14 protein-coding genes are annotated in these 15,651 nt (G+C 71.4%); all 14 read right to left on the reverse strand.

Annotated elements, in window-relative coordinates:
• Window positions 1-4: 4 nt before the first annotated feature.
• Entirely contained in the window at window positions 5-2,197 is a 2,193-nt protein-coding gene (locus tag Nocox_RS27550) for a RelA/SpoT family protein (RefSeq protein ID WP_020547135.1), read from the reverse strand.
• 199 nt (window positions 2,198-2,396) lie between these two features.
• A complete protein-coding gene (locus Nocox_RS27555) occupies window positions 2,397-2,915 on the reverse strand; it encodes an adenine phosphoribosyltransferase (RefSeq protein WP_026215154.1) in 519 nt (172 codons plus the stop codon).
• Window positions 2,916-3,247: 332 nt separating this feature from the next.
• Window positions 3,248-4,249, reverse strand: a complete 1,002-nt coding sequence (gene secF / locus Nocox_RS27560; protein WP_020547137.1) for a protein translocase subunit SecF — start codon at window positions 4,247-4,249, stop codon at window positions 3,248-3,250.
• 1 nt (window position 4,250) lies between these two features.
• Window positions 4,251-6,062: a protein translocase subunit SecD gene (gene secD / locus Nocox_RS27565; protein WP_246649562.1), complete on the reverse strand. Its 1,812-nt coding sequence runs from the start codon at window positions 6,060-6,062 to the stop codon at window positions 4,251-4,253.
• Between the two features lie 41 nt (window positions 6,063-6,103).
• Window positions 6,104-6,514 (reverse strand): preprotein translocase subunit YajC, encoded by a 411-nt coding sequence (gene yajC, locus Nocox_RS27570; protein ID WP_246649566.1) that lies wholly within the window; start codon window positions 6,512-6,514, stop codon window positions 6,104-6,106.
• 184 nt (window positions 6,515-6,698) lie between these two features.
• Complete coding sequence (ruvB, locus tag Nocox_RS27575) at window positions 6,699-7,730, reverse strand: Holliday junction branch migration DNA helicase RuvB (protein WP_033411288.1); 1,032 nt, start codon at window positions 7,728-7,730, stop codon at window positions 6,699-6,701.
• A 273-nt stretch (window positions 7,731-8,003) separates the two neighbouring features.
• On the reverse strand, window positions 8,004-8,624 hold the full coding sequence (gene ruvA, locus Nocox_RS27580; protein ID WP_020547141.1) for a Holliday junction branch migration protein RuvA: 621 nt from the start codon (window positions 8,622-8,624) through the stop codon (window positions 8,004-8,006).
• Between the two features lie 70 nt (window positions 8,625-8,694).
• Window positions 8,695-9,225: a crossover junction endodeoxyribonuclease RuvC gene (ruvC, locus tag Nocox_RS27585; RefSeq protein WP_020547142.1), complete on the reverse strand. Its 531-nt coding sequence runs from the start codon at window positions 9,223-9,225 to the stop codon at window positions 8,695-8,697.
• 127 nt (window positions 9,226-9,352) lie between these two features.
• Window positions 9,353-10,498: a GNAT family N-acetyltransferase gene (locus Nocox_RS27590; protein ID WP_157383457.1), complete on the reverse strand. Its 1,146-nt coding sequence runs from the start codon at window positions 10,496-10,498 to the stop codon at window positions 9,353-9,355.
• Between the two features lie 287 nt (window positions 10,499-10,785).
• Window positions 10,786-11,544, reverse strand: coding sequence for a YebC/PmpR family DNA-binding transcriptional regulator (locus tag Nocox_RS27595; RefSeq protein ID WP_020547144.1), 759 nt, complete (start codon window positions 11,542-11,544; stop codon window positions 10,786-10,788).
• 3 nt (window positions 11,545-11,547) lie between these two features.
• Window positions 11,548-12,126, reverse strand: a complete 579-nt coding sequence (gene pdxT, locus Nocox_RS27600; protein ID WP_020547145.1) for a pyridoxal 5'-phosphate synthase glutaminase subunit PdxT — start codon at window positions 12,124-12,126, stop codon at window positions 11,548-11,550.
• Between the two features lie 93 nt (window positions 12,127-12,219).
• Complete coding sequence (locus Nocox_RS27605) at window positions 12,220-13,440, reverse strand: MFS transporter (RefSeq protein ID WP_020547146.1); 1,221 nt, start codon at window positions 13,438-13,440, stop codon at window positions 12,220-12,222.
• A gap of 25 nt (window positions 13,441-13,465) precedes the next feature.
• Window positions 13,466-13,888: a MarR family winged helix-turn-helix transcriptional regulator gene (locus Nocox_RS27610; RefSeq protein WP_020547147.1), complete on the reverse strand. Its 423-nt coding sequence runs from the start codon at window positions 13,886-13,888 to the stop codon at window positions 13,466-13,468.
• Window positions 13,889-13,933: 45 nt separating this feature from the next.
• Window positions 13,934-15,622 (reverse strand): alkaline phosphatase D family protein, encoded by a 1,689-nt coding sequence (locus Nocox_RS27615; protein ID WP_020547148.1) that lies wholly within the window; start codon window positions 15,620-15,622, stop codon window positions 13,934-13,936.
• Window positions 15,623-15,651: the final 29 nt, after the last annotated feature.

Consider the following 15,651-nt stretch of genomic DNA (forward strand, 5'->3'; position numbering starts at 1 on the left):
GCGCTCAGCCGCCGGCGCCGCTCACCCGGTAGACGTCGAAGACGCCCTGGATGTTGCGCACGGCCTTCAGCACGTGACCCAGGTGCTTGGGGTCGCCCATCTCGAAGGTGAACTTGCTGATCGCCACCCGGTCGCGGGACGTCGTGACCGAGGCGCTCAGGATGTTGACGTGCTGGTCGGACAGCGTGCGCGTGACGTCGGACAGCAGCCGCGGCCGGTCGAGCGCCTCGACCTGGATGGCCACCAGGAAGACGCTGTCGTCGCTCGGCGACCAGCTCACCTCCACCAGCCGGTCGGGCTGCGACTTGAGCTGCTGGACGTTGGTGCAGTCGGAGCGGTGCACGGACACGCCGTGGCCACGGGTGACGAAACCGACGATGTCGTCGCCGGGCACCGGCGTGCAGCACTTCGACAGGCGCACCCACACGTCGGCGTCGCCCGCCACGACCACGCCCGCGCCGCCCCCGCCACGGGGACGCCCGCGCAGCCGGGTCGGCAGCGAGGTCTCGGCGATGTCCTCCTCGGCGCTGTCGACGCCGCCGATCGAGGCGACCAGCTTCTGCACCACGGCCTGGGCCGCGATGTGGCCCTCGCCGACGGCCGCGTACAGGGCCGAGACGTCGGAGTAGCGCAGGTCGCGGGCGAGCGCCAGCAGCGCCTCCCCCGACATCAGCCGCTGCAGCGGCAGGCCCTGCTTGCGCATGGCCCGGCCGATGGCCTCCTTGCCCGCCTCGATCGCGGTCTCGCGGCGCTCCTTGGAGAACCACTGCCGGATCTTGTTGCGGGCCCGGCCCGACTTGACGAACTTCAGCCAGTCGCGCGACGGCCCCGCGTCCGGCGACTTGGAGGTGAAGATCTCGACCGTGTCGCCGTTGCCGAGGCGCGACTCCAGCGGCACCAGCCGCCCGTTGACGCGGGCGCCGATACAGCGGTGGCCCACCTCGGTGTGCACCGCGTAGGCGAAGTCGACCGGCGTCGCCCCCTCGGGCAGGGCGATGACCTGGCCCTTCGGGGTGAACACGTAGACCTCGGAGACCGACAGGTCGAAACGCAGCGACTCCAGGAACTCGCCCGGGTCGGCGGTCTCCTTCTGCCAGTCGAGGAGCTGGCGCAGCCAGGCCATGTCGTTGCCCGGCTTGACCTTGCCGCCGGCGCCGGCGACGCCGACCTCCTCTTTGTACTTCCAGTGCGCGGCGACGCCGTACTCGGCCCTGTGGTGCATCGAGTGGGTGCGGATCTGCAGCTCCACCGGCTTGCCCTCGGGGCCGATGACCGTCGTGTGCAGCGACTGGTACATGTTGAACTTGGGCATCGCGATGTAGTCCTTGAACCGTCCCGGCACCGGGTTCCACCGGGCGTGGATGGTGCCGAGCGCCGCGTAGCAGTCGCGGACGGTGTCGACGAGGACGCGGATGCCCACCAGGTCGTAGATGTCGTCGAAGGCGACGTCCCTGGCGATCATCTTCTGGTAGACGGAGTAGTAGTGCTTGGGCCGGCCCTTGACCACCGCGCGGATCCTCGCCTCGCGCAGGTCGCCGGAGACCTTCTCGATGACCTCCTGCAGGAACAGGTCACGGCGCGGGGCCCGCTCCGACACCATGCGCGCGATCTCGTCGTAGCGCTTGGGGTAGAGCATGGCGAACGCGAGGTCCTCGAGCTCCCACTTGATGGTGTTCATGCCCAGGCGGTGGGCCAGCGGGGCGAAGATCTCCAGGGTCTCGCGGGACTTCTGGTGGCGCTTGTGCTCGGGCAGGTAGCGCATCGTGCGCATGTTGTGCAGGCGGTCGGCCAGCTTGATGATCAGCACGCGGATGTCGCGGGACATCGCCACGACCATCTTGCGCACGGTCTCGGCCTGCGCCGCGTCGCCGAACTTGACCTTGTCGAGCTTGGTCACGCCGTCGACCAGCGAGCCGATGGTGTCGCCGAAGTCGGCCCGCAGCTCGTCGAGGCTGTAGGCGGTGTCCTCGACGGTGTCGTGCAGCAGCGCGGCGCACAGCGTCTCGTCGTCGGTGCCGAGCTCGGCCAGGATCGTGGCCACGGCCAGCGGGTGCGTGATGTAGGGGTCGCCCGACTTCCGCTTCTGGTCGCGGTGGTGATAGGCGGCCACGTCATAGGCCCGCTCGATGACGCGCAGGTCGGCCTTGGGATGGGTGGCCCGGACCGTGCGGAACAGCGGCTCCAGCACCGGGTTCATGGCCCCACCCCCAAAGCGCCTCCGGCGCGCAGGGGCGCCGGACGGCTCGGCGCCGCCCGAGTCGGTTACGTCGGGCACGACCGCATCACGGGGCACTCAGACTCCTCCCGCAATGGCTCCTCACGCACATGGCTCCTCACGCTGGGTCCAGGTCCCCCAGTGTATCCAGGTGGCGAACCCGAGCCGTCGCCGGACGGGCTCAGACGATCACCAGGGAGTGGACCGGTATTCCGTCCAAACGCTCGCGGCCCTTCAGAAATGCCAGCTCCATGAGAACCGCGATGCCGACGACCAGGCCGCCGGCCCGCCGCACCAGCTCCACGGCAGCCTCGGCGGTGCCGCCGGTGGCCAGCACGTCGTCGACGATCAGGACCCGGTCGCCCGGGGTGAACGCGTCGCGGTGCACCTCGATCGTCGCCGAGCCGTACTCCAGATCGTAGGACTCCTCCAGCGTGGCGGCGGGCAGTTTCCCCTTCTTGCGGACGGGGACGAAACCGGCGGACGCGCGGTAGGCGACCGGGGCGGCCAGGATGAAGCCGCGGGCCTCGATGCCGACGATCTTGTCGACCTCGTCCAGGCCGGCCAGCTCGTCCACGACCGCCGCCATCGCCACCGGGTCGGCGAGGAGCGGGGTGATGTCCTTGAACATGACGCCCGGCTGGGGATAGTCGGGGACGTCCCTGATCCTGTCGAGGATCATCGTGCTCAGCTCGCTCATGCCGTCTCCCTCGCTTGCCTCCGCCGGCGGCCTGATGCCCGGCACCATGATGGTGCATCCCGGACGTCTCCCGGACCACCGCGCCGCCCGCCCGCTCCCCGGCCGCGCCAGGAACCCCTCAGACGGGGCTCAGCGCCTTCCTCACGTCCTCGGGGACGTTGCCGGACTACAGGGTCGCCCGGAACATCCCGCGCCGTCCCCTGCCGTCCCAGAGCGTCCTGAGAGGCGCCGGGACACGACGACGCCCCCGCTCCTCGGATGGAGCGGGGGCGTCGTCGGCCGAACAACCGGCCCGGCGGAGGCGTGGCCTGCGGGCCATGGGCCTGCGCGGGTCAGCCCTTGGCTACCGCGGCGCTTTTGGGACCACCCTTCGCCCCCTTGCCGGAGCCCTTCGTGGAGGCCAGCCGCTTGGCGATGGCCTGGTACTTCGGCTCGCGCTCCTTCAGCGTGACCAGCAGCGGCGTCGCCACGCACAGCGAGGAGTAGGTGCCGACGACCATGCCCACGAACAACGCCAGCGACAGGTCCTTCAGCGTGCCCGCGCCGAGCAGCGTGGTGCCGATGAACAGGATCGCCGCCACCGGCAGGATCGCGACCAGCGAGGTGTTGAGCGACCGGATCAGCGTGTGGTTGAGCGCGTTGTTGGCCGCCATCGAGTACGTCATCTTCGACGTGTGCCCCAGCTTGGCGGTGACCTCCTTGATCATGTCGAACACCACGACCGCGTCGTAGAGCGAGTAACCGAGGATGGTCAGGAAGCCCAGCAGCGTCGCCGGCGTCACCTCGAAGCCCGACCAGGCGTAGATGCCCGCCGTGATGACCAGGTCGTGGAAGAGCGCGACGATGGCGCCCAGCGCCATCTTCGGCTCGAACGCCATCGACAGGTAGAGGATGATCGCGAGCATGAACACGCCGAGGCCGATCCAGGCCTTCTGCGACACCTCGCCGCCCCAGGTGGCGCCGATGGCCTGCACGCTGACGTCGCCGACCGGGACGTTGAAGTCCTTGGCGATGGCCGACTGCACCTCGGCCCGGAAGTCCTCCTCCAGGGTCTCGGTGGTCACCCGCCAGCCGTCACCGGCCGACTGGACGATCACCTGGTGCACGCCCTCTTCCCTGATGTCCTCACGGATCTGCTCGACCGTGAGGTTCTGGGACGTCTTGAACGAGAAGACCGTGCCGCCCCTGAACTCCACGCCCAGGTTGAGCCCGTTGATCAGCAGCCCGAGGATCGAGACGAGCAGCAGCGCGCCCGACAGGCTGTACCAGAGCCTCCACTTGCCGACGAAGTCGACGTCGATCTCGCCCCGGTAGAGGCGACGCGCGAGTCCCATGTCAGGCCTCCTGCGGAGTGGTCGGGCGGGCGCTGCCGCTGGCGTCGCTCATGCGCTCGGCGTCGAGCCCGGACAGCGGATGCCCCTTGGCGAAGAACTTCAGCCTCGCCAGCAGGGCGATGAACGGCTTGGTGAACAGGAACACCACCACGACGTCGATGAGCGTGGTCAGGCCCATCGCGAAGGCGAACCCGGCCACACCGCCCACCGCCAGGAAGTACAGCACGATCGCGGCGATGAACATGACGGCGTCGGCGATGAGGATCGTACGCCGGGCGCGGACCCAGGCCACCTCGACGGCCGCCCGCAGGGTGCGGTGGCCCTCCTTCATCTCGTCACGTATGCGTTCGAAGTAGACGATGAAGGAGTCGGCGGTGATGCCGATCGAGACCACCAGGCCGATGATGTGCGGCAGCGACAACCGGAAGTTGGCGTTGTGGCCGAGCACGACCACCGAGCAGTACGTGATGATCGTCGCCACCACGAGGCTCAGCACCGCCACGATGCCGAGGCCCCGGTAGTAGAGCAGGGAGTAGATCACCACGAGCACCAGGCCGATGAGGCCGGCGATCAGACCGCCTTTGAGCTGGTCCTGGCCGAGCGTCGAGGAGACGGTGTCGATGGAGCTGCGGTTGAACTTCAGCGGCAGCGCGCCGTACTTGAGCTGGTCGGCCAGGGTGGTGGCGCTCAGCTGGTCGAAGCCGCCGGTGATCTCGGCCCGGCCGCCGGGGATCGGGCTGATGATGTTGGGCGCGGTGATGACGACGCCGTCGAGGACGACCGCGACCTTGTTGCGCGGTTCCTGCGAGTTGTACGCCTTCTGCGTGAGGTCGGCCCAGGCGCCCGCGCCCTTGCTCTTGAAGTCGAGCTGGACGACCCACTCGGTGGTGCCCTGGCGGATGCCGGCGCTGGCGGTGTCGATGTCGGTGCCGACGACCTTGGCGACGTCGAGGACGTACTTGTAGCTGCCGTCGGCCTCGCAGCCGGCGTACTGCTTGTTGGGGTCGTCCTGGACGCCCTGGCCGCGGTTGGCCGGGTCGGCGCAGTTGAGCTTGTTGAACTGGGCCAGCACCGCCGGGTCGATGCCCTCGGGGTTGACGCCGGGGTTCTGCTCCTGGGCGGGCGGGGTGCTCGCCTGCTGCGACGGCGACGCGCTCGGCGTGGCCTTGCCCTGGCCCCGCTTGGCGCCCTGGTCGTTCTGGCCCTGGGAGCTCTGCGTGGCCGACGGGTCGGCAGGCGCGGAGGCGCTCGGGGTCGGCGCGGTCAGCGCCGACGACAGGGCCTTGCCGGTGGGCGAGGCGCTGGGCGCCGGGCCTGCCGACCGGGAGGAGCTGGGCTGGGCCGACTGCCGTGCCGACGGCGTGCCCGTTCCCGTGGCCGACGGCGCGGCGCTCGGCGAGGGGGCGTTGGTCGCGAGGTCCTGCGGGATCTGCGTGGCCTCCATCGCTAGCACCTGACGGAAACGCAGCTCCGCGGTGGTGGCGACCAGCTTGATGGCCTCGCTCTGCCCGACGCCGGGGATGGAGATGATGATGTTGTCGCCGGACTTGGCGACCTCCGCGTCGGAGATGCCGGTGCCGTTGACCCGGTCGCGGATGATGTTGACCGCACGGTCAAGGATCTCCTCCGGCGGACTCGCGTTGTTGAGAGTCACCGGAGACAGAGTCACCGTCGTTCCGCCGGCGAGATCGAGGCCCAGCTTCGGCGTGAACGCCTTCTGCAGGAGCATCGTCGCGCCCATGGCGAGGATGAGCGCCAGCAGCACCAGGAGCGTTCGCCCCGGTCGGCTGTGGCGGCTGGTCGGTCGGGCCACTGGTCGTCAGTTCTTTCGGATAGAGGAATTGTCGCAGAAGCTTAGTCACGCCGCTTGGTGCTGGAGTCCTGCTCGCCGTCGCGCTCGGCGGCGATCTCGGACTCGTTCTTCTCCTCGACGGCCTCGTCGGCGACCACCGGGTCAGCGGCCGGCGCGTCACCCGGGGTGACGACACGGCCGATGGCGGCCTTGATCCAGCGCGTCTCCACGCCCGGCGCGACCTCGAGGATCACATCCTCATTGTCCACGGCGACGACGGTGGCGAACAGCCCGGTCGTCGTCATGACGCGGCTGCCCGGCGTCAGGCTGTTCTGCATCTGGATCGCCTCTTGCTGGCGCTTGCGCTGGGGGCGGATCAGCAGGAAGTAGAACACCACCACCAGAAGGATCAGCGGCAGGATGCTTCCGAGTTGTCCCATGTCCATAAGGGGCGACCTTCCATCGTCGTACAAGGAGTTGACACTGGCCTCGCGCCGGAAATTCCGCGCGCTGCGTCGGGCCGCGCCGCTCAGCCCGTCAGCCTACACAGCCAGCCAAGCCACGGAGTGTAGGCGCTTGTTGCGAAACGCGGCAACGAGGCAGCGTTTCGGCGCGCGGGGAAGTTCCCGATTTGAGATGGTTGCAACCGATCTGTGATCAGTCCACGACGGCCGCCCCGAAAGCGTCCGGCGGCGGCGTCAGCCCGAGGTGGATCCAGGCGGCCGCCGTCGCGACCCGGCCGCGCGGCGTCCTGGCCAGCAGCCCCTGGCGGACGAGGAACGGCTCGGCCACCACCTCGACCGTCTCCGGCTCCTCCCCCACGGCGACTGCCAGCGTGGACAGGCCGACCGGGCCGCCGCCGAACTTCTTCAGCAGCACACCCAGCACCGCCCGGTCGAGCCGGTCCAGCCCTTCGGCGTCGACCTCGTACAGGTTGAGCGCGGCGGCGGCGACGTCGCGGTCGATGACGCCGTCCGCGCGGACGTCCGCGAAGTCGCGCACCCGCCGGAGCAGGCGGTTGGCGATGCGGGGCGTGCCCCGGGAGCGGCGGGCGATCTCGTGCGCGCCGTCGGCGGGCAAGTCGACGCCGAGCAGCCGGGACGAGCGGTGGAGCACCTGCTCCAGCTCGGCGGGCTCGTAGAAGTCCATGTGGGCGGTGAAGCCGAACCGATCGCGCAGCGGCGCGGGCAGCAGCCCGGCCCTGGTGGTGGCGCCGACCAGCGTGAACGGCGCGATGTCCAGCGGGATGGCCGTCGCGCCCGGGCCCTTGCCGACGACGATGTCGACCCGGAAGTCCTCCATCGCGAGGTAGAGCATCTCCTCGGCGGGCCTGGCCATCCGGTGGATCTCGTCGATGAACAGCACCTCGCCCTCGGACAGGGTGGACAGGATCGCGGCGAGGTCGCCGGCCCGCTCCAGGGCGGGGCCCGAGGTGATGCGGAGCGGCGCGTTGAGCTCGGCCGCTATGATCATGGCCAGCGTCGTCTTGCCCAGGCCCGGGGAGCCGCTCATCAGCACGTGGTCCGGCGGGCGACGGCGGCGCAGGGCGCTCTCCAGCACCAGGGAGAGCTGCTCGCGCACCCGCGACTGGCCGATGAACTCGTCGAGCCGCTTGGGGCGCAGGGCCGCCTCGATCTGCACCTCGTCGCCGGCGGCGTCGGGCGACACCAGCTCCCGATCAAGACCCACCCCGACCACACCCTTTCCTGACCCCCGCCATCCCCCGATCCCCCCGCAACCGCAACCGCGCCGAAGCCCTCCCGCCCCCGGCCACCCGCCCCGCCCACGCCCGGCCACCCGCGCAACGGCCACGGGAAGGCTGGGCGCCCACCCGCCGGCCCTTCGAGTGCTGCCCGCGCGTACGGAGTCCGCTCGCGCGGGAGCGTGGCACGTGGTGGTCGCTCGCGTGGGAGGCTTCCAGCGGCTGGAGCCGGCCATCCACCAGGCAGGGGGTGTGGGGGGTCATCGGGTGCTCAGGGATCGGAGTGCGGCCTTGAGGAGGGCGGCGACCTGGGGCCGGCGGCCGGCGGCGAGGTCGGCGTCGGCGATCGGCTCGACGGCGGCGACCGCCTCGTCGGCGTCCTTGCCGGAGTAGCCGAGCCCCACCAGCCCCGAGTGGACCTGCTCGCGCCACACGGCCACCCGCCGGTCGCCGTTGAGCGCGGCGTTGACGGTCTCCTCCGGCGTGCCGAGGCGGTCCTTCAGCTCCAGGACGATGCGCTGGGCGCCCTTCTGGCCGATGCCCGGCACCTGGGTGAGCGCCTTGAGGTCGGCGCTCGCCACGGCGACGCGCAGCGCGTTGGGCGTGTGGACGGCGAGCATGGCGAGGGCCAGCTTGGGGCCGACGCCGCTGGCGGTCTGCAGCAGCTCGAACACCGCGCGCTCGTCGTCGGTGGCGAAGCCGTAGAGGGTCAGGGACTCCTCGCGTACGACCAGCGACGTGGCCAGCCTGGCCTCCTCGCCGAGGCGCAACTGGGCGAGGGTGCCCGGCGTGCAGTGCGTGAGCATCCCGACGCCGCCTACCTCGATGACGGCGGCGTCGGGCGCGATCGCCGTCACCTTCCCCGCCACCGACGCGATCACAGCCCGCCCTCCGCCGCTCCTGAAACGTTCACGGTCACCGACCCTAGACCCATCGGCCCCGGACCCGGCGTCATGCCCGGCTGCCCTTCGGGGTGGCGCGGGCCAGGGCGGCGGCCAGCCGGCTCTGCGCGCCGCCGCGCCAGACGTGGCAGATGGCGAGGGCCAGGGCGTCGGCGGCGTCGGCCGGCTTGGGCATCTCCGGCAGGCGCAACAGCCGGGTGACCATGGCGCCGATCTGCTTCTTGTCGGCGGTGCCGCTGCCGGTGACGGCGGCCTTGACCTCCGAGGGCGTGTGCAGCGCCACGGGCAGCCCGCGCCGGGCGGCGCACAGCACGGCGATGCCGGCGGCCTGGGCGGTGCCCATCACCGTGCGTACGTTGTGCTGGCTGAAGACCCGCTCGACCGCGACCGCGTCGGGCCGGACGTCGTCGAGCCACTGCTCGATGCCCGCCTCGATGCCGACGAGCCGGGCGCCGAGCTCCTCGTCCGAGCCTGTGCGGACCACCCCGACCGCCACCATGGTCAGCGGCGCGCCCGGCCGCCCTTCGACGGCGCCCAGGCCGCACCGGGTCAGCCCCGGATCGACGCCCAACACCCGCACCCGATCGCCCTCCCCGTACGCCGAACATCTGTTCGGCACGAGACTTTACCGCGCCAGGCCCGGCCGCGCACCGTGCGACGCACGCCGGGGCACCGGCCGGGACGCCGGGCCCGTACGGGGAAGCCCGTCAGAAGTAGTCGAGCATGTACGCCTTGGCGGCGAAGGCGGCGTCGAGGGCCTCGTCGAAGCGCTCGTCGCCGGACATCAGTCCCGTGACGCGCAGTGTGCTCGTCGGCACCCCGCTGTAGAGCGCGGACAGTCCGTTCGCCGACAGCACCGGAGCGGGTGCTCCAGCCATCGGCGTGGCCGTGCCCGAACCGCCCGAGATGTCCAGCCGCCAGGTGCCGTCGCCGCGCACCGGGTCCTGGACGGTGACCACGGCCTCGCACGTCACGGCGGCCGGATAGCCCCTGCGCTCGACGGCGGCGGCGACGTTCAGCACCCGGAACATCCACCGCTGCTCGGTGACGTGATCCTGCGAGCGTTCAGGCAGCAGCCACAGCACGGGGTCGTCGGGCGCGAGGGGGGCGATGACGTTCTTGGCGATGGAGGAGGAGGTGCCCACCATCGACCACAGCGCCCTGGCCGTCTCCGGCGACCCGGCGACCAGGCTGTCGATCTGGATGTCCTGGCCGTGCCACCCGTAGATGACGTAGCCGTCGTCGGCGATGTAGCGGAAGTCGTCGTCGCCGCCGAGCCACAGGCTCCAGGTGCGCTCGTCGTAGGAGACGGGCCCGCTGGAACGGGCGGCGCCGTGCACCTTGTGCAGGACGGCGACCAGTTCGGCCGCGTCGGCCGGCCCCATCCTGCGCAGCTTGACCTGGCCCGACGGGCGCAGGCCGCGCAGGGCCTCGGCGGGCAGGGTCACCTTGCGCCAGCCGCCGGCGTGCTCGTAGCCGAGAGCGCGGTAGATGGGCGTGGTGGCCGGGTAGAGCGCGGACACCGCGTCGCCGAGCTCGGCTCCCCGCTCGATGACCGCGCGCATGAGCCGGCTGCCGACGCCGCGGCCCCGGTCCTCCGGGCTGACCGTGACGCCCGCGACGCCGGCCATGGGCTGGGGCCGGCCGTGCCACCACTGCGTGAACTGGCGCAGCCGCGCGGCGGCGGTCAGCCGGGAGCCGTCGAAGACGCCCAGGTAGCGTCCCTCGCCCAGCACCGGCGTGACGGCGTTCCGCCAGGTCTCGACGTCGGCGGAGGCGATGGGGCCGAAGGCGCGCTTGCGGAGGTCAAGGACTTGGTCGAGGTCGTCGGGGGTCACGTCGCGAAGTTCCACAACCGCTCAACCTATGCAGCGGCGTCCCTTCGGCGCGAGCCATTTCCCGTCCGGACGGACGTGCCGTTCGTCACGATGAGGACGCGCCAGGATGATCACAGGGCCGCCGGGAGGACGGGGCAGGGCGAGGAGGCGGCCCGCCGGGCGGTAGGAGCGCTGTGGCGGGCCGGAGGAGGCCACGCCGCCATCTGCGCCGCCTCGCCACAGCCCGCGCACCTTCGACGCCCCTGGCTCCCCGCCGCCGGCCGGCGGCGGACGGCCGGCCGGCCGGCTTCAGCGGGTGGGCGTCACTCGGCGCCCAGGCGCTCCAGCACCGCGTCGCTCACGTCGAAGTTGGCGTAGACGTTCTGGACGTCGTCGCTGTCCTCCAGCGCCTCCACGAGCCGGAACACCTTCTTGGCGCCCTCCTCGTCGAGCGGCACGCTCATCGAGGGCAGCCAGCTCGACTCGGCGGAGTCGTAGTCGATGCCCGCGTCCTGCAGCGCCTTGCGCACCGGGACCAGGTCGCCGGCCTCGGAGACGACCTCGAAGGAGTCGCCGAGGTCGTTGACCTCCTCGGCGCCCGCCTCCAGGACGGCCATGAGGACGGTGTCCTCGTCGAGCCCGTCCTGCTTGGGGACGATCACGACGCCCTTGCGGTTGAACATGTACGAGACCGACCCCGGGTCGGCGAGGGAGCCGCCGTTGCGGGTCAGCGCGACGCGCACCTCGGAGGCCGCGCGGTTGCGGTTGTCGGTGAGGCACTCGATGAGGACCGCGACGCCGCCGGGCGCGTAGCCCTCGTACATGATGGTCTGCCAGTCGGCCCCGCCGGCCTCCAGACCGCCGCCGCGCTTGCGGGCCCGCTCGATGTTGTCGTTGGGCACCGAGTTCTTCTTGGCCTTGAAGATGGCGTCGAAGAGCGTGGGGTTGGCGTCGGGGTCAGGGCCACCGGTGCGGGCCGCCACTTCGATGTTCTTGATGAGCTTGGCGAACAGCTTGCCGCGCTTGGCGTCGAGCGCGGCCTTCTTGTGCTTCGTCGTCGCCCATTTGGAGTGGCCGGACATTACTTAGAGCTCCCTAACCATGTCTACGAAGTAACGGTGCACGCGCGTGTCCCCGGTGAGCTCAGGGTGGAACGACGTCGCGAGCAACGGACCTTGACGGACCGCGACGATCCTATCCCCAGGCTCGCACATGGCCAGCACCTCGACGTCGCCGCCGAGGGATTCGACCCACGGCGCACGGATGAAGACGGCGTGCACGCGCTCGCCCGCGAAGTCCAGGTCCGACTCGAACGAGTCCACCTGGCGGCCGAACGCGTTGCGCCTGACCACCATGTCGATGCCGCCGATCGTCTGCTGCCCGGCGATGCCGTCCTCGATCCGGTCGGCCAGCATGATCATGCCGGCGCAGGAGCCGTAGGCGGGCATGCCTTCCTTGATGCGCAGGCGCAGCGGTTCGAGCAGGTCGAAGATGTCGGCGAGCTTCCACATGGTGGTGGACTCCCCGCCGGGGATGACGAGGGCGTCGACCGCGTCCAGCTCGGCGGGCCTGCGCACGGCGACGGCCGTGGCGCCTGCCTCCTGAAGCATGCGCTGGTGCTCGCGCACGTCTCCCTGGAGAGCGAGTACACCGATCGTGGGCACAGTCGATCCTTCCGTCCGGGTGCGGATTCAGCTATTCAACACCAGCGCGGCCCCGCATCTTCCTGCCGGCCGCCCGGTTCGCCGGCGGAGAACTCAGCGGGCGGGGGCGGCCGCGGCGTCGTGCCGGGCGTGATCGGCGTCGACGCGGGCGAGCGTCCGCAGGTGGTGCCGGCGCAGGTAGAGGATCATCATGCCGACGAAGCAGCACACGGCGCCCAGCACGTACGGCACCGCCACCCCGATCTCCTCGCCCAGCTTGGTGGCGACGAACGGGGCCAGCGCGCCGCCCGTCCAGCGCACGAAGTTGTACCCGGCGGAGGCGACGGGCCTGGGCGCGTCGGAGACCTCCATGGCCGACTCGGTGAAGACGGTGTTGTTCAGTCCGATGGGGACGCCGGACAGGACGACGCACACGACGACCCCGGCGTTCATGCCGGCGACGGCGAACACGGCGATGCCGGCCTGCAGGACGGCGAGCAGCGCCAGCGCCAGGTGCAGCACGCTGACAGACCCGACGCGGCGCTGCAGCGGCGGCGCACCGGACACCGACGCCAGGGCGACGCAGACGCCCCAGCCGAAGAAGACCGCGCCGATCCCGTACGGGCTCATGCCGAGGATGAACGGGGTGAAGGCGAGGATGGTGAAGAAGGCGAAGTTGTAGAACAGCGCGGTGAACGCGGTGGTGGACAGTCCGCCGTGCGCGAGGGCGCGGATGGGGGCGCTGAGCGCGGTCCTGGCGGACGGCCCGGGTGCGGCCTTGAGCAGCGTCAGGATGAGGACGAAGCCGACGGCCATGAGGGTGGCGGTGCCGAAGAACGGGGCCCGCCAGTTCCAGTCGCCGAGCAGCGCGCCCACCAGGGGTCCGGCGGAGATGCCGAGGCCGAGTGCGGCCTCGTACAGGATGATGGCCGATTCTGCGCCGCCGCTCGCGGCGCCGACGATGACGGCGAGGGCGGTGGCGACGAACAGGGCGTTGCCGAGGCCCCAGCCGGCGCGGAAGCCGACCAGTTCGGCGACGCTGGTGGAGGTGCCGGCGAGCGCGGCGAACACGATCACCAGCGCGAGACCGGCCAGCAGGGTGCGCTTGCCGCCGATGCGGCTGGAGACCCAGCCGGTGATCAGCATGGCCACGGCCGTCACCAGGAAGTAGCTGGTGAACAGCAGCGACACCTGGCTGGGCGTGGCCTTCAGTCCCTGCGCGATGCTGGGGAGGATGGGGTCGACGAGGCCGATGCCCATGAAGGCCACGACCGCGGCGAACGCGGTGGCCCAGACGGACATCGGCTGACGCAGGATCCCTCCGCCGGTCTGCATGGTGCTCCTTCTGTGTGGGGTGCGTCTAGCGGCGGCCGAGCTTGGCCAGGACGGGCAGCGCCGCCGCGAGCGTGGCGCGCTCGTCCTCGGTGAGCGCCGCCAGCTCCTCGGTGAGGTGGGCGATCCTGGCCGCGCGTACGGCGCGCAGCCGCTCGCGTCCCTCGGCGGTGAGCCCGGCCGTGCGGACGCGGGCGTCGGCGGGGTCGCCGCCGCGCGTCACCAGCCCGGCGTCCTCCAGCCGGTTGATCTGGACGGTCATGGTGGGCAGCTGCACGGCGTGCTCCTCGGCCAGCTCGGTCATCCGGCGCGGGCCGGGTTCGAGCGAGCCGAGGACGCCGTACTGCTGGCTGGTGAGCGGCTGCCCGGCGACCGTGCGCCGGAGGAGGAGCACCAGGTGGCGCAGCACCGATGAGACCTGCTCTGCCAGGCCGGCGGGGTCGTCCCTCATGCCTGGCCCAACTCACTTAGCCTGGCTAATATTCCCCGGGGAGCGTCAGGGGCGCTCGGTCTCCTGCCTGACGGTGTCCTCGACCGTGACCGGCGCGGCGCGCAGGCCCGGGTCGAGCGGCCGCAGGTACGTCTGCTGCACCCCCGGCACCCGGTCCTCGATCACGAAGGTGGCCCGCGTGTACGCCTCCGCTCCCGGCACGGTGACCTGGGGCACCACCTTGAAGTCGGCGGTGATCTGGTCGCGCTCGATCCTGGTGAGCACGTAGCCGCGCTGGTTGTTGTAGAACTTCAGGTGCGGGTTGATCGCGAGGAACGGGTGCGCCGCCGGGTCGGAGTCGGCGCCGTCGCCGGTGGTGGAGATCGAGGTGGCGACCAGCTCGGCGCCCACCGAGGGCCCGGTCGGGTCGTCGTAGTCGAGCTTCAGGTCGCTGGCCCAGTGGGCGTGCACGTCGCCGGTCAGCACGACGGCGTTGCGCACCCCGGCGTCCACCCAGCCCTGGGTGATGCGCCGGCGGGAGGCCACGTAGCCGTCCCAGGCGTCCATGCTGGTGATCTTGGCGGGGCCGGCGTTGTTGTCGCGCTGGGCGAAGAAGACCTGCTGGCCGAGGATGTCCCACTGCGCCCGCGACCGGCGGAAGCCGTCGAGCAGCCACGCCTCCTGCTCGGCGCCGGTGATCGAGCGGGCCGGGTCCACGGCGGCCGGGCAGTTCTTGTAGCCGTCGCCGCAGCCCTGGTCGTCGCGGTACTGCCGGGTGTCGAGCATGTGGAAGGTGGCCGTGCGGCCCCAGCGGACCCGCCGGTAGAGCTGCATGTCGACGCCGCGCGGGATCGAGGTGCGGCGCAGCGGCATGTTCTCGTAGTAGGCGCGGAAGGCGGCCTCGCGGCGGGCCAGGAAGCCCGGCTGCGGGATCTCGGGCTTCTCCGGCACCTTGTCGGCCCAGTTGTTGTCCAGCTCGTGGTCGTCCCAGACGACCAGCCAGGGCGCGGCGGCGTGGGCGGCCTGGAGGTCGGGGTCGGTCTTGTACTGGGCGTGGCGCTGGCGGTAGCCGGCCAGGGTCTCGGTCTCGGGGCCCTCGTGGTCGCGGATGTTGCCGCCGGGGATGGTGTAGGTGTCCCTGGTGTACTCGTACTGGTAGTCGCCGAGGTGCAGGACCAGGTCCGGGTGGTCCTCGGCCAGCCTGCGGTACGAGGTGAAGTAGCCGTGCTCGTACTGGGCGCAGGAGACGAACGCCATGGCGAGCGCGCCGCCGTACGACGCCGGGTGCGGGGCGGTGCGGGTGCGGCCGGCCGGGGAGACGTACGGGCCGACGCGGAAGCGGTACCAGTACTCCCGGTCGGCGGCCAGGCCGTCCACCTCGACGTGGACGCTGTGCCCCCATTCGGGCGCGGCCGTCGCCACGCCGGCGCGCACCACGCGGCGCAGCCGCTCGTCGGCGTAGACCTGCCACTGGACGGGGAACGGCCGCTGCGGCATGCCGCCGAGCCCGTCCTCGGCGAGCGGCTGCTGGGCGAGGCGGGTCCACAGCACGAAACCCTCGTGGTCGGGGTCGCCGGAGGCCACGCCGACAGTGAACGGGTCGCCGCGCAGCCCCCGCGAGGCGGCTTCGGCGGTGGGATCGGCGGCGGGGTCGTCGGCGAAGGCCGCTCCCGGGGCGAGCGTGGCGGGCAGGGCCGCGGCGGCGCCCGCCGCCAGCCCGGTGACGAGGAAGTGCCTGCGGTTGGGGAAGGACATGGGCGCTCCTGGATCGCGGAGGGGGGAAC

The organism is Nonomuraea coxensis DSM 45129 (assembly GCF_019397265.1).
Lineage (GTDB): Bacteria > Actinomycetota > Actinomycetes > Streptosporangiales > Streptosporangiaceae > Nonomuraea > Nonomuraea coxensis.